Genomic DNA, 20,077 nt, shown 5'->3' with positions numbered 1-20,077 from the left:
CGTTGTGGGCCGCGTGGGGTGCTAGAGGATGCCCGCCTCGAGCCCCGCGGCCATGGCCATGGCGAGCTCCTCCACCTGCTCGGCGAAGCCCGCCTGCCACTCACCGCGCAGGATCAGCGGTTCCTGTGCCCAGCGCCAGCGCAGCCCGGTGACGATGCTCTCCATGGCGCGGCGAGTGCCGGTGCCGTCATGGCCGGCGCGCACATAGAGCGCACAGGGCAGTCCCTGCGTCTCCTCCAGCACCGGGTAGTAGCAGCGATCGAAGAAGTCCTTGGTCAGCCCCGCCATGTAGCCGAGGTTCTCGGTGGTGCCGAGCAGGATGGCATCGCAGGCGCGGACGTCGTCGGGTCCGGCGTCGAGCGGTGCCTTTACCACCACCTCGACGCCCCCGATCTCGGGGTGGCAGGCGCCGCGCTCGGCCGCCTCCGCCAGGGCCCGGGTGTTGGGAGAGGGGGCATGGGCCACGATCAGCAGGCGCCTGGGCATGTTGACAGCTCCTTCGTTGTTTCCCACGCTGAACCGGCACTTTTCCCGGTTTATCCAAGGAGGATCACCGATGGCCTTTGCCCTGTCGACCCTGCAACTCACTAGCCCCGTCTTCGACGACGGCGGCGCCATTCCCGCCAGGCACACCGGCGAGGGAGACGACATCTCGCCGGCGCTGGTCTGGCAGGGGGCGCCCGAAGGCACCAGGGGATTTGCGCTGATCTGCCACGACCCGGACGCGCCGCTGGTGCAGAACGGCACCTATGGCTTCGTGCACTGGGTGCTCTACAACATCCCGGCCTCCGTCACCAGCCTGGAGGAGGCCACCCGCGTCGGCACCCGGGGCAAGAACGATTTCGGCAAGCTGGGCTACGGTGGTCCCATGCCCCCCGAGGGGCATGGGTTCCACCGCTACTACTTCTGGCTGCTGGCGCTGGACAAGCCCACCGATGACCTGCCGGAGGGGCTCAGGCTCCATGACCTCCTGGTCAAGGTCGAACCCCACCTGCTGGGCATGAACCGCCTGGTGGGGACCTATCGGCGCGGCTGAGGCGAGGGTGTCCCCGCTGGCCCCGCTTCGGGTCTACTACGACGGGCTCTGCCCCGGCTGTCGGCACGATCGCGCCCGCTACGAGCGCTGGGCCGGCGAGCTGGGGGAGAGCGTGCGCTGGTGCGACGTGACCGAATACCAGCAGACGCTGCGCGACATGGGCGTCGACCCCCAGGCGGCGCTGCTCTCGCTACACGTGGAGGAGGCCGACGGCACCCTTCGGGAGGGCATCGACGCCTATATCCTGCTGATGCGCCGGGTGCCTCGCCTCAGGCCCCTGGCCTGGCTGATCGGCCTGCCCGGGCTCAAGCCGATGCTGCGCAAGCTCTACGATGGCTGGGTGCGGCGGCGGCTGGCCCGGGAGGGGCGCCTGCCCTGAGCCGCTGGCCGATCACCCGGTGATGTGCCGGGCGGCCCTCTCCTGGGGGAGCAGAGCGGCGTAGACCATGGCGTTGACCGGCGTGGCCACGCCGGCCTCGCGCCCGAGGCGCATCACGGCGCCGTTCTGGGCGTCAAGCTCCGAGGGAAGGCCGGCCATGATGTCGCGCTGCATGGAGGCGGTGCTCGCCTCGGGCAGGGCGTCGATGAAGCGCAGGGCGCGGGCCGCGGCATCCTCCGGCAGCGCCACGCCCCTGGCGCGGGCCACCGCCTCGATCTCGGCCAGCAGCTGCTCGATCATCGTGCGGGTCTCGGGCAGGGTGCGGGTCACCCCGATGGGCGCTCGGGTCACGCTGCCGATGCCGCTCATCGCGCAGATGAACAGGAACTTGCTCCACACCGCCACCTGGATGTCATCGGGGATCTCGGCGGTGACGCCCCGGGCCTGGTCGAAGGCGGCCTTGAGACGCAGGGCGCGCTTGCTGCGGCGGTTGTCGCGTTCGCCGAAGCGCACGAAGGGCGAGACGCCGGCGTGGCGGATATGCCCGGGGGCCTCTCGCCAGGCGAGGATGCCGCAGAGGCCGTCCAGCACATGGGCCTGGCCGAGGATGCCGGCGAGGGTGTCGGCGGCCTCCACGCCGTTCTCCAGCGGCACCACGAAGGTGTCCGGGCCGATCATCGGCCGGATCGCCCGCGCCGCCTCGGCAACCTGCCATGACTTCACGGCCACCAGGACCGCATCGACGGCGCCCACTCGGCTCGGGTCGTCGCTGACCTTCACCTGGGCCAGGTGCAGGTCGCCCTCGATGCTTTCGACCCGCAGGCCATGGCGTTGCATCTCGGCAAGGTGCTCGCCCCGAGCGATGAAGGTCACGTCGTGTCCGGCCTCTGCCAGGCGTGCACCGAAGTAACCGCCCACGCCGCCGCTGCCCATGATCGCCACTCGCATTGTCTCTCCCTCGTGATTGCCTGGACCGACTGACAGCCTACACCCGAATCGCGGGTGTCACATCGCGACCTTGGCCTTGCGCCGGTGACGCTCCCCGGGGCGGCTGCTAGGATGGGACCATCTCGAGTCCGCGTGGCAGGAGGCCCAGGCGCCGGTCGGCCACGCTGCATGGAAGAGCCCATGACACGATCCAAGACCCAGGCCGTCCTCGATGATGTCCTCTCCCCCCTCACGCTCAAGCGCGTGGGCATCGACACCTACCGCGAGAACGTCGCCTACCTGCATCGCGACTGCGACCTCTATCGCGCCGAGGGCTTCCAGGCGCTCTCCAAGGTAGAGGTGCGCGCCAACGGCCAGCGCATCCTGGCCAGCCTCAACGTGGTGGATGACCCGGCCATCGTCGACTGTCAGCAGCTCGGCCTCTCGGAGGACGCCTTCGCCGCCCTGAACGTGAAGGAGGGGCAGCCGGTGAGCGTCTCCCAGGCCGAGCCACCGGCCTCGATCCCGGCGCTGCACCGCAAGATCAACGGCGAGCGGCTGACCCGCGAGGACTTCCGGGCCATCGTCCAGGACATCGCCGAGCTGCGCTACTCCAAGATCGAGCTGACCGCCTTCGTGGTGGCCTGCGACCTGGGCGAGATGGACCGCGAGGAGATCTACTACCTGAGCGACGCTATGTGCCGCGTGGGGCGCCGCCTCGACTGGCACGAGCACCCGGTGGTGGACAAGCACTGCATCGGCGGCATCCCCGGCAACCGTACCTCCATGCTGGTGGTGCCCATCGTCGCCGCCCACGGCCTGCTCTGCCCGAAGACCTCGTCCCGGGCCATCACCTCGCCGGCGGGGACCGCCGACACCATGGACGTGCTGGCCAACGTCGATCTGCCCTTCGACGAGCTCGAGAAGATCGTGCGCACCCATCGCGGCTGCCTGGCCTGGGGCGGTACCAGCCAGCTCTCCCCGGCCGACGACGTGCTGATCTCGGTAGAGCGCCCCCTCTCCATCGACTCGCCTGGCCAGATGGTCGCCTCGATCCTCTCCAAGAAGGTGGCCGCCGGCTCCACCCACCTGCTGCTCGATATCCCGGTGGGGCCCCACGCCAAGGTGCGCTCCATGCCCGAGGCACGGCGCCTGCGCAAGCTCTTCGAATTTGTCGCGGCGCGCATGGGGCTGACCCTGGACGTGGTGATCACCGATGGCAGCCAGCCCATCGGCGCCGGCATCGGCCCGGTGCTTGAGGCCCGCGACGTGATGCGGGTGCTCACCAACCACCCGGAGGCCCCCATGGACCTGCGCCAGAAGGCGCTGCGCCTGGCCGGTCGCATGCTCGAGTTTGACCCCGACGTGCGCGGTGGCGACGGTTTCGGCATCGCCCGGGACATCCTCGACTCCGGCCGTGCCCTGGAGCGCATGCAGGCGATCATCGCGGCCCAGGGCGCCAGACCCTTCGATCCGGACAGCCCGCCCCTGGCCCCACACGTCTTCGAGGTGCTGGCCCCCGAGGACGGCGTGGTGATCGCCATCGACAATCTCAAGCTGGCGCGTATCGCGCGGCTCGCCGGTGCGCCCAAGGCGACCGGCGCAGGGGTCGACCTGGCGGTGCGCATCGGCGACGAGGTCAGGGCGGGACAGCGGCTCTATACCGTCTACGCCGCCTTCCGCAACGAGCTGGCGCTGGCCCACCGCTCCAGCGAGCGCGACAGCGGCTTCACGCTGGGCCATCGCGACCAGCTGACCCGCCTCAACGTGGAGATGTGACATGGACGCTGCCCTGCTGCATTTCGCCGATGAGGCCGAGCCGGCGCGACGCCTGGCCGGGGCATGCGGCCTGGCGGCTCGCGAGGTGGAGCGCCACCGTTTCCCTGACGCGGAAGTGCGGATCACGCTGCCCTTCGCCGAGGCGCAGGCGTTTCCCGAGACCCTGGTGCTCTATCGCAGCCTGGACCGCCCCAACGACAAGCTGGTCGAGCTGCTGCTGCTGGCGCGCCACGCCCGCCGCCAGGGGGTGACTCGCCTGGTCCTGGTGGCGCCCTACCTGGCCTACATGCGTCAGGACATCGCCTTCCACCCCGGCGAGATCGTCAGCCAGACCATCGTCGGCGGCTTCCTGGCGGAGCTCGTCGACGCGGTGATCACCGTGGACCCCCACCTGCACCGCATCGAGCGGCTCGACCAGGCGATTCCCATCGAGCATGCCATAGCGCTCTCCGGGGCCCCGCGGCTGGCCGAGCTGATCGCCGAGAAGCGCCCCGGGGCGCTGCTGCTGGGGCCCGACGAGGAGGCGCTGCAGTGGGTGGCCCAGGCCGCGGCGCTGACCGGCCTCGACCATGCCACCTGCCGCAAGGTGCGCCGCGGCGACCGCGACGTGGAGATCCACCTGCCCGATACCCCGGTGGCGGGGCGGGCGGTGGTGCTGATGGATGACGTGGCGAGCTCCGGCCATACCGTGGCCCGAGCCGCCGAGGCGCTCAAGGCCGCCGGAGCGGCCTCGGTGGACGTGGCGCTGACCCATGCGCTGTTCGCCGGCGATGCCCTGGCGGTGATCCGCGAGGCCGGCGTGGGGGAGGTGTGGAGCACCGACTGCATCGCCCATGACAGCAACGCCATCGCCATGGCACCGGTGCTGGCCGAGGCGCTGGCCGGGGTGCTGGGCTCCCGGCCGTAGCCGGGCGACAGCGATAACGAGGGCGCCACAATGCCAGCGGGGCACGAGAGTCTCTCTCGTGCCCCGCTGGGTGTGCTCGTTTGGTCACCCGGATGGGGAATGGCTCGGCTGCCGTCAGGCGTAGAGGGCGCCGGTGGTAGCGGCCCGAAGGCGCTCCAGGGACATCACCTGCTGGCCACGCTCCGGCGTGTCGGTGCGAAAGCCGATCTCGAAGCCGCGGTCGGCGAGATCGGCGGCCCAGAACTCCTCGGTGGCCATGGCCTCGGCCTCGATGGCGCTGGCGGCATGGAAGAGGCCGCCGCCAAGGTGCATCTCCTGGCCGCGAGAGTGGATGGCGAAGACGTCGACGAGGAAGGATTTCATGGCGCTCACATGGGCTGGTGTGTGGATATGCGGGCATGGTAGCCATTCGCCGCAGGCCTCGTAAGCGAATCCGGATTCCGTTGTGTCACGGCCCATGCGCCCACGACATCATTCCTGGCCGGCATGAGGAATGCCGATAACGAGGGGGCCCCGGCGCGGTTCCGTGCAGCGCATGCCCCGGGGCCCTGGCGCGTCCTGCGCCTGCCGGCTATCGGGTGCCGGCGCCCGCCTTCTCGGCGTCGGGCTCCGGCTTGTCCGCTCCCTGGTGGCCCAGCGCACCGGCCTGGTCTAGGCGCGGGTGGTTGTCGAGGAACTCCCGATGGGGATCGGGCAGGGCGTCCAGTGCCTGGAGGCTACGGGTGATGGCGTGGATCGCCGCCATCACATCGCGGGTGTTGCCCGTCTCGGAGATGGTGTGCATGTTGCGGATCGGGAAGCCGATGGAGGTGGCCACGCAGTCCACGGCGGCCAGCACCCCGGCCATGCCGTCGGTGCCGGTGTCGGCGCCGACGATGTCCCGCTGCATGGGGATGCCGTGCTCCCGGGCGGTGGTCTCGATGATCCGGTTGAGCTGCTCGCTGGCGATGGCGCCCACCGACAGCGTGAACCCCTTGCCCATCTCCAGCGGCTGCATGCGACGGTCGCCGATGCCCGGGGCCGCCACGTAGTCATGGTTCACGTCCACGGCGATGATGGCGTCGGGACGGAGCTCGCCGGCCAGTACGCGGCTGCCGAAGCGGCCGATCTCCTCGTAGCTGGCGATGGCGAACATCACCCGCACCTGCTCGGTGCCTCCCGCCTCGGCGACCAGTCGTGCCACCTCGGCGGTGACGAAGCAGCCCAGGCCGTTGTCCAGGTAGGCGCCGTAGAAGGTGTCCGGGCTGAAGCCGTGGCGAATGGGGCGGTTGAAGAGGATCGAGTCGCCGGGACGCACGCCCAGGTTCTCCACCTGCTGCTTCTTGTTCTCTCCGTGGATCTGCAGGTCCAGGTAGATCTGCTCCTTCTTGATGCCCTTGCTGCCGTCGCGCTGGGCCGGGTCGGAGAAGTGGATGGCGCCCAGCGCCTCCACGGTACCGCCCTCGATGCGCCGGTAGCGACCGGGGGCCTGGGGATCCTCGCTGAATAGCGTGACCTCGTGGCCGATCAGCACGTTGGGCAGGAAGGCGTCGGTGTTGATCCAGATCTTGCCGTCCTCGCCGATGGAGCGCACCTGCATGCGGATCTTGTCGGCGTGGCCGATCACCATCACCTTGAACAGGTCGTCGCGGCCCGGGTGGGTGTCCAGCACCACGCCGGCATGGCCCTTGAACTGGTGCAGTTGCCAGCCCGGCGGGGCGAAGCTCTCGAAGTGGGGCTTGAGCACGCCGTAGGTCATGGCGGCCTCCAGGCCCACGGGGCTTGGCGCCGCGAGGAGGCGTCGCATCAGCTCGAACTGCGGCTCGGGCATGGGCTCTGTCCAGGGGGTATCGCTCATCGTGTTCCCTCTCTTCGGGGTGAGATCATCGTCCCGGAGCTTACCACCCCGATGCGGCGACGGTCTGTCCACGCCTGAAGGGCTGCCACGCCTGCCATCGGTCAGGCTATGCTGAGCGGGTTGTCCTCAACCGCTTGTGCATGAGAAGGAGAGTCAGGGATGTCATCAAGGATGTCGCCGCTGTTACCCCTCGGACTGGCCGCTCTGCTGCTGGCAGGCTGCGCCGGGGCACCGCCGGCACCCGCCGAGCGCCCCGCGGCGGAGCCGGCGCCGCCACCGGTGGCGGCAGTGCCGGGTGTGGGTGTCGAGGAGCGCGACTGGCTCCCGCCACTCTTCAGCGGGGTGGAAGATGAGGCCCACTACTACATCAGCCGCCTGCCGGACCGTCGTTTCGTCACCACCTACGGCGGGGAGGAGCATCCGCGGCCCTGGTACATCGCGGCGGAGCGGCTGGGGCAGATCGGCGAGCCGGCCATTCCCCTGCTGGCCGCGCGGCTCGAGTCCTCGGACGAGTACGAGCTGATGCTGGCGCTCTATGCGCTGATGCTGGCTTCCCAGGACCCGTCGCTGATGGCCGCCACCGGCGGCGATACCCTCGAACTTGGCAGCGTGCTGGACCCGCGCCACAACGCCGAGAATCTCGCCCTGGCCCGGGCCTGGTGGCAGCGACAGGGCTGGCGCTGGGAGTAGTCCGCCAGGCGCCGAACCCTAGGCGCCCAGACTGCCAGGAGGTGAGCATGCAGCGTCAGGACCGCCAGTCCCTCGAGGCGTCGCACCGGCCTGAGGCGATCCGACGCCGGCTGCGCCAGCCGACCCGGGGCCGGAACCTGCCCGATGCGATCCTCGGTGGCATCGATGGTTGCGTGACTACCTTCGCGGTGGTGTCGGGTGCCTTCGGCGCGGGCTTCTCGGCCACGGTGGCCCTGGTGCTGGGATTGGCCAACCTGCTGGCGGATGGCTTCAGCATGGCCATCAGCAACTACGAGGCGATCAAGGCCCAACGGGAACATGTCGATGGGGTGCGCGATGACGAGCACCGCCATATCGAGGTGGTGCCCGAGGGCGAGCGCGAGGAGATCCGTCAGATCTTCCGGCGCAAGGGCTTCGAGGGCGAGACCCTGGAGCGGGTGGTGGACACTATCTGCGCTGACCGGGAGGTCTGGGTGGAGACCATGCTGCACGAGGAGCATGGCCTGCAGACCGAGGGGCTGAGCCCACTGCGCTCGGCCCTGGTGACCTTCACGGCCTTCCTGGTGATCGGTGCCGTGCCGCTGCTGCCCTACGCCCTGCCGGGGCTGTCCATCACCCGGCAGTTCCTGGCGAGCCTGGGGCTGGCGGCGTTGATGTTCTTCCTGATCGGCATGGGCAAGAGCCTGATCTATCACCAGCCGGTGTTCGCCTCCGGACTGCGTACCCTGATGATGGGCGGTGCGGCGGCGGGGCTGGCCTTCCTCACCGGACATCTCGCCCAGGCGCTGTTCGGCATCGGGGTGTGACGCGGACGCGGCGTGCCAGGCGGGCATCGTCGGCTATTGAGCTGTATCAAGGCGAAGCGTCGGCGCTGGTCTACGCTATCTGGTGCGGCATACGCCGCTCGGGCATTACCGGCTTGGGCGTCGGGCCCGGCCTTGTCTCAGCATGTCTTTCCAGGAACCAGGAGAGCGCCACCATGGCCAAGAAGCCGAAGGAAGTCTCCCCCGCCGTCCAGTCGGAATCTCGGGGAGTCAGTCCCTTCCACGAGTTTGATCGTTTCTTCGACAGTGTCTTCGATCGGGGCTGGATGCCGATGCTGCGCCGCGATCACCCGCTGTGGGAGCGTTTTGCCGCCTTCGAGAAGGGGATGCCCAGGGTCGATGTCATCGAACGCGACGCCGAGGTGCTGGTGCGTGCAGAGGTCCCCGGCTTCGAGCGCGAGGATCTCGAGGTATCGGTCAGCGACCATAGCGTGACCATCAAGGGCGAGCACCGCCAGGAGCACAAGGAGGAGGAGGGGGAATACTTCCGCTCCGAGATCTCCAGCGGCTCCTTCTCGCGCACCGTGACGCTACCCGGCGATATCGACACGGAGGGGGGCGAGGCGAGCTTCAAGAACGGCATCCTCGAGCTGACCCTTCCGAAGCTGAAACGGGCCAGCCGGCGCAAGATCGAGGTGAAGTGACGGCCTTTCATCCCCCTCGACGAACCCTACTCAAGGCGTGCCTCGGCGACAGCCGGGACACGCCTGGTTTCCTCATGCGTCGAGACTGCTTCTGGAGCACCATCATCATGACGGCAGCCAAGTGCATCAGTCGTCACGGGAGGCGTCAGGCGCTTCGTGCTGCGGGTTCAGCCCGGATATGCAGGTGGACGGCACAGGCGACGCGCAGCATCGAGGCCAGGTTGGGTACGGCGCCTTTAGTGGCCATCACTTCACCATAGAGCTCGCTGATGAACTGACCAGTGGAAAGCTGCTGGTCGTGGGCCAGCAGGTCGAGGATCTGCCAGAACTCGTTCTCCAGCCGAACGCTTGTGACGCTGCCCTGAAGGCGCACCGAGCGAGTGGTGCACTCGTAACGCTCGGGGTCAGTGGATGCGTAGACATGACACATGATTACTCCCCTCCGCTGGCGAAGGCCACAGGCCGGCGACATAACGGTTTCCGACTTTCCCCGACATTGCTCCCTGTTGCGACCCTTGAGCATTAGACCATCGTCGATGTAGTACTCCACTGTTACCCGGATCGTCTATTGACGGCCTATTCTCGGGCGAGGTGACCGATGCATCTGGCACCCCGACAACAACAAGAGACCAGGCGCAGGCGAATCTTATGCGACTGCGCACTCACCCTGGAGAAGCTCGCCATGCATTCCCCCAACCTATCCCGCCGAGTCTTCCTCAAGGCCAGCGGTGGTGTCTTGGCCGGTACCCTGGCCTTTGCCAGCGGCCCGATTGCCCTGCTCGCGCCCTCCCGCAGCTGGGCGCTGTCCCTGGAGTCGCTCAGCTCGCGTCAGGGCGAGATGCTGCTCGCCATCACACGACAGATCTTCCCGCATCCGGACCTGGAGGATGCCGTCTACGCGATGGTCGTTAAGAGCCTGGATCGCAAGGCGGCCGATGCTTCCCTGCATGCCCTCCTCAAGGAGGGCATGGACGCACTAGATATGGCCGCCGGGGGCGACTGGCTGGCACTGGACGACGCCGCACGACTCGAGCATCTGGCCCCGATGGCCGGCGGCGCCTTCTTCGAGACCGTCCGCGGCGATGCGGTGGTATCGCTCTATGATAATCCGCTGGCCTATGTCCACTTCGGATATGGCGGAGCCGAAGGCGATGGTGGCTACCTCTCCAAGGGCTTCAACGACCTGACCTGGCTGCCCGAGCCGCCCAAGCCCCAGGGCGGCTACCTGCCCTACGAGAGCGCGGGCTGAGCCTGCGGTGGTTCGGCTGCCACGATTAAGACAACAACAACGTATCCGGAGACGCCACGATGGCAATGACCGATAATCAGCAGACCTTCGCCCATGACGATGAGAACGTCGCGGTGGTGATCGGGTCCGGCGCCGGGGGCGGCACCCTGGCCAACGAGCTGGCCCAGCAGGGCATCGATGTGGTGGTGCTGGAGGCAGGTGCGCTGCACACCACCGCGGACTTTCTGGCCGACGAGTGGGCGTCCTTTGCCCAACTCGCCTGGCTCGACACGCGCACCACCTCCGGCAGTTTTCGCCTGGCGCGGGATTTTCCAAATCTGCCAGCGTGGATCGTCAAGTCGGTGGGCGGCACCACCGTCCACTGGGCCGGGGCCAGCCTCCGGTTCCAGCCCCACGAGTTTGCGGCGCTCACCACCTATGGCGAGGTCGAAGGAGCCAACCTGCTCGACTGGCCGCTTACCTATGATGACCTGGCCCCCTATTATGAAAGCGCCGAGAAGCGCATGGGTGTAACCCGCACAAACGGCAACAAGGGTCTGCCCGGCAACAACAACTTCAAGGTGATGTATGCCGGTGCCCAGAAGATGGGGTACTCCTGCGATACCGGCCACATGGCAATCAACAGTGAGCCGCGTGACGGGCGCGCCGCCTGCCAGCAGCGTGGCTTCTGTTTCCAGGGGTGCAAGACCGGTGCCAAGTGGTCGACGCTTTACACCGAGCTTCCCAAGGGCATTGCCACCGGCCATCTCGAGCTTCGCCCGGAGTCCCATGTGGCGCGCATCGAGCATGACGAGAGCGGCAAGGTCACGGCCGTGGTCTACTTCGATGCCGAAGGCCGCGAGCAGCGTCAGAGGGCGCGTCTGGTCGCGGTGGCCGGTAACTCGATCGAGACGCCGCGGCTGCTGCTCAACTCCGCCAGCAACCTATTCCCGTCGGGTCTGGCCAACGGCTCAGGGCAGGTAGGGCGCAACTATATGCGCCACATGACCGGTTCGGTCTACGCCACCTTCGAGGAGCCCGTCCATATGTACAAGGGCACCACCATGGCCGGCATCATCGCCGATGAGGCGCGCCATGACCCGTCGCGTGGCTTCGTCGGCGGCTACGAGATGGAGACTCTGGCTCTGGGCCTACCGTTCATGGCAGCCTTCCTCGACCCTGGTGCCTGGGGGCCACGCTTCACCGGTGCCCTTGACCAGTATGACCACATGGCCGGCATGTGGCTGGTGGGCGAGGACCTGCCCCAGGAGGGTAACCGGATCACCCTCAATCCCGAGGTCACCGATCGATTCGGCCTGCCGGTGGCCAATGTCCACTACGACGACCACCCCAACGACGTTGCCATGCGCGAGCACGGCTACCGACAGGGTACAGAGCTCTACCGCTCGGTGGGAGCGAAGGATGTCTACGAGGTGCCGCCCTATCCCTCGACCCACAATCTGGGCACCTGCCGCATGAGCGAACGCCCCGAGGATGGCGTCTGCAACGCCTATGGCCGCGCCCACGAGATCCCTAACCTCTTCATCTCGGATGGCAGCCAGTTCACCACCTCGGCGGCGGAGAACCCCACCCTGACCATCGTCTCGCTGGCGATACGCCAGGCCGAACACATCGGCCAGCTGATGCTGCGCGGCGAGGTCTGATCCCTTTTGCCCCCGGCCATGGCCGGGGGCTGCCCATCCCCTTCATGCCCCCATATTGATTCCAGAAGGAGACTCCATGAGCTTTTATGGCGAGCAACACCCCGGCGTGCAGGCCGCCACTGCCGATTCCGACGGCTTTCGTCTCAACCACACCATGCTGCGGGTCAAGGATCCCGAGAAGGCATTGGCCTTTTATTCCCGGGTGTTCGGCATGCGCGTCCTGCGCCGGCTGGACTTCGAGGAGATGCAGTTCTCCCTCTACTTCCTGGCGAAGCTGGAGGCGGACGAGGTGGTCCCCGAGAGCGTGGGCGAACGTACGGTTTGGACCTTCAGCCAGCGCGGCCTGCTGGAGCTGACCCACAACTGGGGCACCGAGACGCAGGCCGATTTTGCCTACCATGACGGCAACGCCCAGCCTCAGGGCTTCGGTCATATCTGCTTCTCGGTGCCGGACCTCGAGGCTGCAGAAGCCTGGTTCGACAGCAACGGCATCGAGTTCATCAAGCGCAGTGACCAGGGCAAGATGAAGGACGTGGTCTTCGTCAAGGATGTCGACGGCTACTGGATCGAGGTGGTCCAGGCTGACCGCCTCGCCTCTCTGGGCGATTGATCCCCAAAGCCATCGGTCCTGGTCGGCCGATTACCCCAGGGCGTCGAGCAGCCGCTGCGTGGCCAGGAACAGCTGGCGGCGGGGCTGGGCGCCCTCGAGCACGCCGGCGTGTTCGCCGTCCAGGCTGAAGCGCAGCGCCGGCACGCCCTGGATGCCGAGGTCGCGGGCGGTGCGTTGGTCGTCCATCACCGCCTGGTGATAGGTACCCTGCTCCAGCGCCTGGTGCAGGGCGCTGCCGTCTAGCGCCAGGGTCTCGGCCAGCCGGGCGAGGGCCTGGGGGTCGGCCAGGTCCAGGCTCGCCTCGAAGAAACCGCGGAACAGCGCCCTGCGCATGGCGTCGCCCGCCCCGGGGTGATCGGCCGCCTGTGCCTCGGCCCAGGCGGCCGCCTCGTGGGCCAGCCGTGAGCGCGGCTGAATCCGCGGCAGCCGCAGGGTCATGCCGCGTTCGGTCGCCATGGGGTAGACGGCCCGTCCCCAGATGTCATGCAGGTAGTCGCCGTCCGGGTCGAGGGTCGGCTCGGGGGCGGGACGCAGCTCGAAGGCGCGCCAGCGGATCGTCACCTTCCCCCCGAAGCGCTCGGCCAGGGCGTCGAGCTCCGGCATCTCCAGGTAGCAGAAGGGACACACATAGTCGCTGAAGACGTCGAGCGTGATGCGCGGCTGGGTCATGGAGACTCCCCGTTCAGTTTGGCAGGAAAAGGCGGGCGGCCAGGCGGTGACGCAGTGGCCTCACGGCAAGGACCACCAGCACGATCAGCGCCAGCGCTTCCAGCCAGGTGGGCAGCAGCTCCTGAACCCGGGCCACCTGGAGCGGTATGTCGAGTTCCCACCAGCCGGCCAGCAGGTCCACGCCCAGGCCCAGCAGCACGGTGCTTGCCAGGATGCCGGCCAGATAGGCCACAAGCGCTCGGTTGCCCATCTCACGGCGGAACACGCCAAGGGTCGCCAGGCTGGTCACCGGTGCAGCGATCAGGAAGACCAGCACCGTGCCCGGGGAGACCCCGGCCAGCAGCAGGCCGGCGGCGATCGGCGTGGCGGCGGTGGCACACAGGTACATGGGGATGCCGATCACAGCCATCACCAGCATGGCACCCAGGCCGCTGCCCAGCCCGGCAAGCTGCTGAGGCGGTACCAGGGCGATCAGCGCCCCGGCCACCAGCAGGCCGGCCAGCAGCCAGAGGCTGATGTCGTCGAGGATGTCGCTGAAGGCATAGCTCAGCCCGGCGCGGAGCCGGCGCCCCAGGGTGGCAGGCGCCGGACTGGGCGAGGCCCGGGTTCCGCAGCCGCTGCCGCAGCCTCCCCCGCAGCTCGCCGCCGAGGCGGGTGCCGTTGCCTCGGCGACGTGGGTGCGCCCCACCAGCAGCCCGGTGACGATGGCGGTCAGCACCGCGCTGACGCCTCGCGCCAGGGCCATGAAGGGGCCCAGCAGCGCGTAGCTGATGGTCAGGGAGTCGATGCCGATGCCCGGCGTGCCGATCAGGAAGGCGGTGGTGGGGCCGCGGTCGGCCCCTCCGCGGTGCAGGGCCAGGGCGGTGGGAATGGCGCCGCAGGAGCAGAGCGGCAGCGGGGCACCGATCACCGCGGCGCGGGCCACGCTGCCAAGGCCCTGGCCGCCTACCCAGCGCGTCAGGGCGGCCTCGGAGATCACTCCCTTGATCAGGCCGGCGATACCCAGGCCCAGCAGCAGCCAGGGAGCGGCCGAGAGGGCGACATCGAGGATGGCCAGCAACAGTGTCATGGTGGGCTCCAGAAGGCGGGCAGGGGCTTGGGCGGCATCCTATCACGGCCCGCAGGCGAGCGAGGGGAAATGCGGGGGCGCGGTGCGCTCAGCCGGCGGCCAGGCAGGCCGGCAGGCTGTCATGTAAGGTGCGCGGCACGATGCCCAGGTCGTCGAAGGTGCCCACGTCCTCGCCGACCAGGGTGTCCTGCTGCATCAGGATCACCTGGTCCCGGGTCAGCGGCGGCGAGGGCAGGGGGGCGAGCAGGGCAGCCACGAGGCGCCAGGCCGCAAAGGGCACCGGCAGCAGGTGGCGCCGGCACGCCAGGTGGGCCAGGACCTGCTCGACGATCTGGCGGTAGGTGAGCCGCTCCGGGCCGCCCAGCTCGAACAGTCGGCGCTCCAGCGGACGTGCGCCGCTCAGGCGCACCGCGGCACGCGCCACGTCATCCACGTGCACCGGTTGCAGCCGGGTGCTGCCGCGGCCAAACAGGGGGAAGGCCGGCAGCCGTGCCAGGCGCACCAGCGCCGTGAGGAAGGCGTCGTCGGGGCCGAACAGCACCGCGGGGCGCAGCAGGATCGCCTTGGGCAGGGCATCGATCATGGCACGCTCCCCGGCGGCGCGGGCACGCACATAGGCGGAGGGGGAGCGCTCGGCGACACCGATGCCGGAGACATGCACCAGTCGGCTCACGCCGGCCTCCCGAGCGAGACGCGCCAGGCGCTCGGCGCCCGCGACGTGGATCGCCTCGAAGGTGAGGCCGGCACGGGGCCGTTCCACATAGAGGCTCACCGCGTTGATCACCGCGCCGCTGCCGGCAAGGGCAGCGGCGACCTGCGGCTCGTCGCGCAGGTCGCAGGCCACGGCCTCCACGCGGTCACCGGCTTCCAGCCAGTCGGGCAGGCGCGGGCGCCTCGTCGCGATGCGCACCGGTCGGCCGGCCTCCACCAGTTCGCGCACGATGGCGCGGCCCAGAAAGCCGGTGCCGCCGACGACCGTGGTGGGGGCCTCCTGCATGTCGCGTCCTTCGTGCTGCCGGGAAAGCCCCTATCCTGCCAGGCTCGCGGTAGGGCGTCATGTCCGGTGGGTCACGGCTGGAGAGCGCCCGCGGGGCGGTGTAGGCTTGGCCGCTTCCTTCCATCCTTGCCGGAGCCCGCCATGAGCGACCTTCCTCACTGTCCCGCCTGTGATTCCGCCTTCACCTACGACGACGGCCTGCAGTATGTCTGCCCGGAGTGCGGTCACGAGTGGTCCCGCGACGCCGCCACCGACGTGGCCGACCAGGCCCCCCAGGTGCGCGACGCCAACGGCAACCCCCTGGCCGATGGCGACACCGTGACCGTCATCAAGGACCTCAAGGTCAAGGGCTCGTCTCTGGTCGTGAAGGTGGGCACCCGGGTCAAGAACATCCGCCTGGTGGAGGGCGACCACGATATCGACTGCAAGGTCGACGGCATCGGCCCCATGAAGCTGAAGTCCGCGTTTGTCAAAAAAGCATAAGCGTCAAAAAGGCATAAGCGTCAAGCCGGCCTCCCACCGATAATCCTGCCCAATGAGAACGATTGTCGTTATTGATGGGATCGGCGGCGAACGTGCCGGCATCTTCCCCGCAGGACCCTGCAAACGCTCTGGTGCTCTTCACATCGGCTCGATACAGGACTAAAATGGTCCCCAATCGAGGCGCGGCCCCTTCGGGCCGCGCGCCACCGAGGAGGGCAGCATGCTCAAGCTTTCGCGGCTGACGGACTATGCCGCCGTGGTGATGGCCCAGATTGCCCGTCATCCGGAGCACTCCCATGCGGCAGGGGAGCTGGCCGAGGCGGTGCAGCTGCCGCATCCCACGGTCTCCAAGACCCTCAAGATGCTGGTCAAGGCGGGACTCCTGGAGTCGCGGCGCGGTGCCCAGGGGGGCTACTCCCTGGCGCGGCCGGCATCCAGGATCACCGCCATCGACATCATCACCGCCATCGAGGGCCCGGTGGCCATGACCGAATGCAGCCATGCCGAGGGCGACTGCGACCTGGCCGCCACCTGCGGCGTCGCCGACAACTGGCAGCGGGTGTCGCTGGCCGTGCGCACCCTGCTCGACAGCGTGACCCTGGCCCACCTGGCCGACACCGCGCCGATCAAGCTGCCGGTGCAGCTGCCCATCCAGAGCGTGACCCTGGCCGCCGACACGGCCTGAGTCGCCTTACCGAATCCAAAGCGGCGAGCCTGGCTCGCCGGCCCAACCGCCCGGGGAGGGGAGACATCATGGCAAGTCAGGAAATGGAACAGCTTGTCCGTCGCGAATACAAGGAAGGCTTCGTGACCGACATCGAGAGCGACACGTTGCCACCAGGCCTCGACGAGGGCACCATCGCCTTCATCTCGAAGAAGAAGGGCGAGCCCGAGTGGATGCTGGATTGGCGCCTGGAGGCCTACCGCAAGTGGCTGACGATGACGCCGCCCTCCTGGGCCCATCTCGACTATCCGCCCATCGACTACCAGGCGATCTCCTACTTCAGCGCGCCCAAGCGCCCGGAGGATCGCCCCCAGAGCCTGGATGAGGTGGACCCCAAGCTGCTCGAGACCTACGAGAAGCTGGGCATTCCCCTGCACGAGCGTGCGGCACTCGCCGGCGTGGCGGTGGATGCGGTATTCGACTCCGTCTCGGTGACCACCACCTTCAAGGAGAAGCTCTACGAGGCAGGAGTGATCTTCTGCTCCATCTCCGAGGCGGTGAAGGACTATCCCGAGCTGATCAAGCAGTACCTGGGCACCGTGGTGCCGGTGACCGACAACTATTTTGCGGCGCTCAACTCCGCGGTGTTCACCGACGGCTCCTTCGTCTTCGTGCCCAAGGGCGTGACCTGCCCCATGGAGCTCTCCACCTACTTCCGTATCAACGCCGCCAACACCGGCCAGTTCGAGCGCACCCTGATCATCTGCGAGGAGGGCGCCCAGGTCTCCTACCTCGAGGGCTGCACCGCGCCGATGCGTGACGAGAACCAGCTGCACGCGGCGGTGGTCGAGCTGGTGGCCCTGGACGACGCCTACATCAAGTACTCCACGGTGCAGAACTGGTACCCGGGCGACGAGGACGGCAAGGGCGGCATCTACAACTTCGTCACCAAGCGTGGCGACTGCCGCGGCGACCGCTCGCGCATCAGCTGGACCCAGGTCGAGACCGGCTCCGCCATCACCTGGAAGTACCCCTCCTGCGTGCTGCGCGGGAAGGACAGCATCGGCGAGTTCTATTCCGTGGCGGTGACCAACGGCCGCCAGCAGGCCGACACCGGCACCAAGATGATCCATATCGGCGAGGGCAGCCGCTCCAGCATCATCTCCAAGGGGATCTCCGCCGGCCGCAGCAACCAGTCCTACCGCGGCCTGGTGAAGATCGGGCCCCGTGCCAAGGGGGCGCGCAACTTCACCCAGTGTGACTCCCTGCTGATCGGCGACCAGTGCGGTGCCCATACCTTCCCCTATCAGGAGATCGGCAACAGCACCGCCACCGTGGAGCACGAGGCGACCACCTCCAAGATCGGCGAGGATCAGCTCTTCTATTGCCAGAGCCGCGGCATCTCCGAGGAGGACGCGGTGAGCATGATCGTCAACGGCTTCTGCAAGGACGTCTTCCAGGAGCTGCCAATGGAGTTTGCCGTGGAGGCCGAGGCGCTGCTGAGTGTCACCCTGGAAGGCGCGGTCGGCTAATCCCCCATTTTCAGAATTCAAAGGTAATGAAGATGCTCGAAGTCAAGGATCTGCACGTCACGGTCGAGGGCAAGGAAATCCTCAAGGGCCTTACCCTGACCATCAATGCCGGCGAAGTGCACGCCATCATGGGCCCCAACGGCGCCGGCAAGTCCACCCTCTCCGCGGTGATCGCCGGCAAGGAGGGCTACGAGGTCACGCAAGGCTCGATCACCTTCGAGGGTCAGGACGTGCTGGAGATGGAGGTCGAGGAGCGGGCCCTGGCCGGCATGCTGCTGGGCTTCCAGTATCCGGTGGAGATCCCCGGGGTGAAGAACATCTACCTGCTCAAGGCGGCGCTCAATGCCAAGCGGGCCGCCAACGGTCAGGAGGATATCCCGGCGCCGGAGTTCCTGAAGCTGGTCAAGGAGAAGATCGCCGAGATGAAGATGGACGCCAGCTTCCTGCAGCGCTCCGTCAACGAAGGCTTCTCCGGCGGCGAGAAGAAGCGCAACGAGATCCTGCAGATGCTGGTGCTGCAGCCCAAGCTCGCCATGCTCGACGAGATCGATTCCGGCCTCGATATCGACGCCATGAAGGTGGTCGCCGACGGCGTCAACAGCCTGCGCGCCGAGGATCGCGGCATCCTGCTGGTGACCCACTACCAGCGCCTGCTCGACTACATCGTGCCGGACAAGGTGCACGTGCTGGTGGACGGCCGCATCGTCAAGAGCGGCGGCGCCGACCTGGCCCTCGAGCTCGAGTCCCGCGGCTATGACTGGGTGCTGGAGGAGACCGCTGCATGAGCGATGTTCAGACCTTTCTCGACCGCCTGGCCGAGCTCGGCGCCCGGCGCGGGCCTGAGCCGACCTGGATCGCCGCCCGGCGCCAGGCCGGGGCCGCGCGCTTCGAGGCGCTGGGCTTTCCGACCCGCCGCGACGAGGCCTGGAAGTACACCGACGTGCGCGCCATCGCCCGGGGCGACTTCGCCCTGGCCGAGGACGCCGAGTTCTCCCAGGCCAGTGCCGCGGCGCTGACGCTGCCTCTCGACGCCCATCGGCTGACCTTCGTCGACGGTCACTTCTCGGCGGTGCTCTCCCAGCTCGACGGCCTGCCGGCCGGCGTGGCGCTGCTGCCGCTCTCACGAGCCCTGGAGGAGAACCACGAGGCGGTGGGTGGCCCCCTGGGCCGGCTAACCGGTGTCGACTTCTCGCCCTTCTCGGCGCTCAATACCGCCTTCATGGAGGAGGGCGCGGTGCTGCGCCTGGCGCCGGGCACCGTGGTAGAGAAGCCGATCATCCTGCAGTTCCTCTCCCGGGCCGGCGAGCGGGCGGTGATGAGCCATCCGCGCATCCTGGTGGAGGCCGGCGGTCGCAGCCAGGCGACCCTGATCGAGCACCACGTGGGGGAGGAGGCCGCGGCCAACTTCACCAACCTGGTGGCGGAGATCATGCTCGACCGCGGCGCGATCCTGACCCACTACAAGCTGCAGGAGGCGCCCCTGGCCGACCTGCACGTGGCCAGCATCCACGTGGAGCAGGGCCGCGACAGCACCTACACCTCGTTCAACCTGAACCTGGGCGGCGGCCTGGTGCGTACCGACCTGATCAGCGAGCTCAACGGTCAGGGCGCCACCGCCAACTTCTACGGCCTCTTCTACGGGCAGGGCCGCCAGCATGTGGACAGCCACACCGTGGCCAACCACAACGCGCCCCACACCTACTCCAACGAGAACTACAAGGGCATCCTCGACGACCGCGCCCATGGCGTGTTCAACGGCAGGGTGGTGGTCAAGCGCGACAGCCAGAAGATCGAGGGCTACCAGAGCAACGCCAACCTGCTGCTCTCCGACCGTGCCGAGATCGACGCCAAGCCGGAGCTCGAGATCTACGCCGACGACGTCAAGTGCTCCCATGGCACCACCACCGGCCAGCTCGACGAGGAGGCGATCTACGCCCTGCGCGCCCGCGGCATCGACCGCCAGACCGCGCGTGGCCTGCTGACCCTGGCCTTCGCCGGCGAGGTGCTCGAGGCGGTGAGCCTGGATGCGATTTCCGAGCGCGTGGAGCTGGCGGTGGCCGGCAAGCTGCCGGAGCGCTTCAACCTGGCCGGGCTGGTGGAAGCCGCCGCGGCCCTGGGCGACGAGTGAGCGCGCCCCC

At 68.1% G+C, this 20,077-nt stretch carries 23 protein-coding genes; 15 read left to right on the top strand and 8 right to left on the bottom strand.

Annotation, left to right across the window (positions count from 1 at the left end; genetic code table 11):
- Positions 1 to 21: 21 nt before the first annotated feature.
- A complete protein-coding gene (locus tag D1793_RS01725) occupies positions 22 to 486 on the bottom strand; it encodes a flavodoxin family protein (RefSeq protein ID WP_119020607.1) in 465 nt (154 codons plus the stop codon).
- Between the two features lie 70 nt (positions 487 to 556).
- On the opposite strand from D1793_RS01725, the gene D1793_RS01720 reads away from it, so the two are divergent.
- Together D1793_RS01720 and D1793_RS01715 are read left to right on the top strand one after the other, a co-directional pair.
- Complete coding sequence (locus D1793_RS01720) at positions 557 to 1,036, top strand: YbhB/YbcL family Raf kinase inhibitor-like protein (protein WP_119020606.1); 480 nt, start codon at positions 557 to 559, stop codon at positions 1,034 to 1,036.
- Positions 1,037 to 1,043: 7 nt separating this feature from the next.
- Positions 1,044 to 1,415, top strand: coding sequence for a DUF393 domain-containing protein (locus D1793_RS01715; RefSeq protein WP_119020605.1), 372 nt, complete (start codon positions 1,044 to 1,046; stop codon positions 1,413 to 1,415).
- A 12-nt stretch (positions 1,416 to 1,427) separates the two neighbouring features.
- On the opposite strand, the gene D1793_RS01710 is transcribed toward D1793_RS01715, so the two are convergent.
- Complete coding sequence (locus tag D1793_RS01710) at positions 1,428 to 2,363, bottom strand: 2-dehydropantoate 2-reductase (protein ID WP_119020604.1); 936 nt, start codon at positions 2,361 to 2,363, stop codon at positions 1,428 to 1,430.
- Between the two features lie 180 nt (positions 2,364 to 2,543).
- Here D1793_RS01710 and D1793_RS01705 point away from each other — a divergent pair, with 180 nt between their 5' ends.
- Both D1793_RS01705 and D1793_RS01700 read left to right on the top strand, forming a co-directional pair.
- The gene (locus tag D1793_RS01705) at positions 2,544 to 4,121 is read left to right on the top strand and encodes a thymidine phosphorylase family protein (protein WP_119023535.1); all 1,578 of its coding nucleotides are present in this window, start codon (positions 2,544 to 2,546) and stop codon (positions 4,119 to 4,121) included.
- Between the two features lies 1 nt (position 4,122).
- On the top strand, positions 4,123 to 5,028 hold the full coding sequence (locus D1793_RS01700) for a ribose-phosphate diphosphokinase (RefSeq protein WP_119020603.1): 906 nt from the start codon (positions 4,123 to 4,125) through the stop codon (positions 5,026 to 5,028).
- Between the two features lie 114 nt (positions 5,029 to 5,142).
- Here the strand turns inward: D1793_RS01700 and D1793_RS01695 are convergent, their stop codons facing one another.
- On the bottom strand, positions 5,143 to 5,391 hold the full coding sequence (locus tag D1793_RS01695) for a hypothetical protein (RefSeq protein WP_119020602.1): 249 nt from the start codon (positions 5,389 to 5,391) through the stop codon (positions 5,143 to 5,145).
- Positions 5,392 to 5,599: 208 nt separating this feature from the next.
- The gene (locus D1793_RS01690) at positions 5,600 to 6,865 is read right to left on the bottom strand and encodes a M20/M25/M40 family metallo-hydrolase (RefSeq protein WP_119020601.1); all 1,266 of its coding nucleotides are present in this window, start codon (positions 6,863 to 6,865) and stop codon (positions 5,600 to 5,602) included.
- Positions 6,866 to 7,024: 159 nt separating this feature from the next.
- Here D1793_RS01690 and D1793_RS01685 point away from each other — a divergent pair, with 159 nt between their 5' ends.
- The 3 genes from D1793_RS01685 to D1793_RS01675 all read left to right on the top strand — a co-directional run bounded on the left by D1793_RS01685 (position 7,025) and on the right by D1793_RS01675 (position 9,023).
- Complete coding sequence (locus D1793_RS01685) at positions 7,025 to 7,555, top strand: hypothetical protein (protein WP_205527609.1); 531 nt, start codon at positions 7,025 to 7,027, stop codon at positions 7,553 to 7,555.
- A 47-nt stretch (positions 7,556 to 7,602) separates the two neighbouring features.
- The gene (locus tag D1793_RS01680) at positions 7,603 to 8,361 is read left to right on the top strand and encodes a VIT1/CCC1 transporter family protein (protein ID WP_119020600.1); all 759 of its coding nucleotides are present in this window, start codon (positions 7,603 to 7,605) and stop codon (positions 8,359 to 8,361) included.
- Positions 8,362 to 8,534: 173 nt separating this feature from the next.
- Positions 8,535 to 9,023 (top strand): Hsp20/alpha crystallin family protein, encoded by a 489-nt coding sequence (locus D1793_RS01675; protein WP_119020599.1) that lies wholly within the window; start codon positions 8,535 to 8,537, stop codon positions 9,021 to 9,023.
- A gap of 145 nt (positions 9,024 to 9,168) precedes the next feature.
- Here D1793_RS01675 and D1793_RS01670 read toward each other — a convergent pair whose 3' ends face one another.
- A complete protein-coding gene (locus D1793_RS01670) occupies positions 9,169 to 9,453 on the bottom strand; it encodes a ribbon-helix-helix domain-containing protein (RefSeq protein WP_119020598.1) in 285 nt (94 codons plus the stop codon).
- 252 nt (positions 9,454 to 9,705) lie between these two features.
- Here D1793_RS01670 and D1793_RS01665 point away from each other — a divergent pair, with 252 nt between their 5' ends.
- The 3 genes from D1793_RS01665 (at position 9,706) to gloA (ending at position 12,525) form a co-directional block, all read left to right on the top strand.
- Positions 9,706 to 10,272 (top strand): twin-arginine translocation signal domain-containing protein, encoded by a 567-nt coding sequence (locus D1793_RS01665; protein ID WP_119020597.1) that lies wholly within the window; start codon positions 9,706 to 9,708, stop codon positions 10,270 to 10,272.
- A gap of 59 nt (positions 10,273 to 10,331) precedes the next feature.
- Positions 10,332 to 11,915, top strand: a complete 1,584-nt coding sequence (locus D1793_RS01660; RefSeq protein WP_119020596.1) for a GMC family oxidoreductase — start codon at positions 10,332 to 10,334, stop codon at positions 11,913 to 11,915.
- Between the two features lie 76 nt (positions 11,916 to 11,991).
- Complete coding sequence (gene gloA, locus D1793_RS01655; RefSeq protein ID WP_119020595.1) at positions 11,992 to 12,525, top strand: lactoylglutathione lyase; 534 nt, start codon at positions 11,992 to 11,994, stop codon at positions 12,523 to 12,525.
- Positions 12,526 to 12,555: 30 nt separating this feature from the next.
- On the opposite strand, the gene D1793_RS01650 is transcribed toward gloA, so the two are convergent.
- The 3 genes from D1793_RS01650 to D1793_RS01640 all read right to left on the bottom strand — a co-directional run bounded on the left by D1793_RS01650 (position 12,556) and on the right by D1793_RS01640 (position 15,260).
- A complete protein-coding gene (locus D1793_RS01650; protein ID WP_119020594.1) occupies positions 12,556 to 13,194 on the bottom strand; it encodes a DsbA family protein in 639 nt (212 codons plus the stop codon).
- Between the two features lie 13 nt (positions 13,195 to 13,207).
- Complete coding sequence (locus tag D1793_RS01645) at positions 13,208 to 14,263, bottom strand: SO_0444 family Cu/Zn efflux transporter (RefSeq protein WP_119020593.1); 1,056 nt, start codon at positions 14,261 to 14,263, stop codon at positions 13,208 to 13,210.
- 88 nt (positions 14,264 to 14,351) lie between these two features.
- Entirely contained in the window at positions 14,352 to 15,260 is a 909-nt protein-coding gene (locus tag D1793_RS01640; protein WP_119020592.1) for a complex I NDUFA9 subunit family protein, read from the bottom strand.
- A gap of 141 nt (positions 15,261 to 15,401) precedes the next feature.
- On the opposite strand from D1793_RS01640, the gene D1793_RS01635 reads away from it, so the two are divergent.
- From D1793_RS01635 to sufD, 5 genes are all read left to right on the top strand, one after another.
- Complete coding sequence (locus tag D1793_RS01635) at positions 15,402 to 15,743, top strand: zinc ribbon domain-containing protein YjdM (RefSeq protein WP_119020591.1); 342 nt, start codon at positions 15,402 to 15,404, stop codon at positions 15,741 to 15,743.
- A 220-nt stretch (positions 15,744 to 15,963) separates the two neighbouring features.
- Positions 15,964 to 16,428: an SUF system Fe-S cluster assembly regulator gene (locus D1793_RS01630; protein ID WP_110070469.1), complete on the top strand. Its 465-nt coding sequence runs from the start codon at positions 15,964 to 15,966 to the stop codon at positions 16,426 to 16,428.
- Between the two features lie 68 nt (positions 16,429 to 16,496).
- Positions 16,497 to 17,939, top strand: coding sequence for a Fe-S cluster assembly protein SufB (sufB, locus tag D1793_RS01625; protein ID WP_119020590.1), 1,443 nt, complete (start codon positions 16,497 to 16,499; stop codon positions 17,937 to 17,939).
- A gap of 32 nt (positions 17,940 to 17,971) precedes the next feature.
- Positions 17,972 to 18,724, top strand: coding sequence for a Fe-S cluster assembly ATPase SufC (sufC, locus tag D1793_RS01620; RefSeq protein ID WP_119020589.1), 753 nt, complete (start codon positions 17,972 to 17,974; stop codon positions 18,722 to 18,724).
- Positions 18,721 to 20,067, top strand: a complete 1,347-nt coding sequence (gene sufD, locus D1793_RS01615) for a Fe-S cluster assembly protein SufD (protein ID WP_119020588.1) — start codon at positions 18,721 to 18,723, stop codon at positions 20,065 to 20,067. Before sufC ends, sufD begins: the two co-directional genes overlap by 4 nt.
- Positions 20,068 to 20,077: the final 10 nt, after the last annotated feature.

Origin of the sequence: Halomonas sp. JS92-SW72 (assembly GCF_003547075.1) — a bacterium.
GTDB lineage: Bacteria > Pseudomonadota > Gammaproteobacteria > Pseudomonadales > Halomonadaceae > Halomonas > Halomonas alkalicola.
Note: the sequence above shows the minus strand (reverse complement) of the source record. Positions and strands in the feature narration are given on the sequence as shown.

Excerpts from the sequence above, each read along its gene's own strand:
- D1793_RS01725 (WP_119020607.1), bottom strand. The coding sequence starts at position 486 with ATGCCCAGGCGCCTGCTGATCGTGGCCCATGCCCCCTCTCCCAACACC.
- D1793_RS01720 (WP_119020606.1), top strand. The coding sequence starts at position 557 with ATGGCCTTTGCCCTGTCGACCCTGCAACTCACTAGCCCCGTCTTCGAC.
- D1793_RS01710 (WP_119020604.1), bottom strand. The coding sequence starts at position 2,363 with ATGCGAGTGGCGATCATGGGCAGCGGCGGCGTGGGCGGTTACTTCGGT.
- D1793_RS01705 (WP_119023535.1), top strand. The coding sequence starts at position 2,544 with ATGACACGATCCAAGACCCAGGCCGTCCTCGATGATGTCCTCTCCCCC.
- D1793_RS01700 (WP_119020603.1), top strand. The coding sequence starts at position 4,123 with ATGGACGCTGCCCTGCTGCATTTCGCCGATGAGGCCGAGCCGGCGCGA.
- D1793_RS01695 (WP_119020602.1), bottom strand. The coding sequence starts at position 5,391 with ATGAAATCCTTCCTCGTCGACGTCTTCGCCATCCACTCTCGCGGCCAG.
- D1793_RS01690 (WP_119020601.1), bottom strand. The coding sequence starts at position 6,865 with ATGAGCGATACCCCCTGGACAGAGCCCATGCCCGAGCCGCAGTTCGAG.
- D1793_RS01685 (WP_205527609.1), top strand. The coding sequence starts at position 7,025 with ATGTCATCAAGGATGTCGCCGCTGTTACCCCTCGGACTGGCCGCTCTG.
- D1793_RS01680 (WP_119020600.1), top strand. The coding sequence starts at position 7,603 with ATGCAGCGTCAGGACCGCCAGTCCCTCGAGGCGTCGCACCGGCCTGAG.
- D1793_RS01675 (WP_119020599.1), top strand. The coding sequence starts at position 8,535 with ATGGCCAAGAAGCCGAAGGAAGTCTCCCCCGCCGTCCAGTCGGAATCT.
- D1793_RS01670 (WP_119020598.1), bottom strand. The coding sequence starts at position 9,453 with ATGTGTCATGTCTACGCATCCACTGACCCCGAGCGTTACGAGTGCACC.
- D1793_RS01665 (WP_119020597.1), top strand. The coding sequence starts at position 9,706 with ATGCATTCCCCCAACCTATCCCGCCGAGTCTTCCTCAAGGCCAGCGGT.
- D1793_RS01660 (WP_119020596.1), top strand. The coding sequence starts at position 10,332 with ATGGCAATGACCGATAATCAGCAGACCTTCGCCCATGACGATGAGAAC.
- gloA (WP_119020595.1), top strand. The coding sequence starts at position 11,992 with ATGAGCTTTTATGGCGAGCAACACCCCGGCGTGCAGGCCGCCACTGCC.
- D1793_RS01650 (WP_119020594.1), bottom strand. The coding sequence starts at position 13,194 with ATGACCCAGCCGCGCATCACGCTCGACGTCTTCAGCGACTATGTGTGT.
- D1793_RS01645 (WP_119020593.1), bottom strand. The coding sequence starts at position 14,263 with ATGACACTGTTGCTGGCCATCCTCGATGTCGCCCTCTCGGCCGCTCCC.
- D1793_RS01640 (WP_119020592.1), bottom strand. The coding sequence starts at position 15,260 with ATGCAGGAGGCCCCCACCACGGTCGTCGGCGGCACCGGCTTTCTGGGC.
- D1793_RS01635 (WP_119020591.1), top strand. The coding sequence starts at position 15,402 with ATGAGCGACCTTCCTCACTGTCCCGCCTGTGATTCCGCCTTCACCTAC.
- D1793_RS01630 (WP_110070469.1), top strand. The coding sequence starts at position 15,964 with ATGCTCAAGCTTTCGCGGCTGACGGACTATGCCGCCGTGGTGATGGCC.
- sufB (WP_119020590.1), top strand. The coding sequence starts at position 16,497 with ATGGCAAGTCAGGAAATGGAACAGCTTGTCCGTCGCGAATACAAGGAA.
- sufC (WP_119020589.1), top strand. The coding sequence starts at position 17,972 with ATGCTCGAAGTCAAGGATCTGCACGTCACGGTCGAGGGCAAGGAAATC.
- sufD (WP_119020588.1), top strand. The coding sequence starts at position 18,721 with ATGAGCGATGTTCAGACCTTTCTCGACCGCCTGGCCGAGCTCGGCGCC.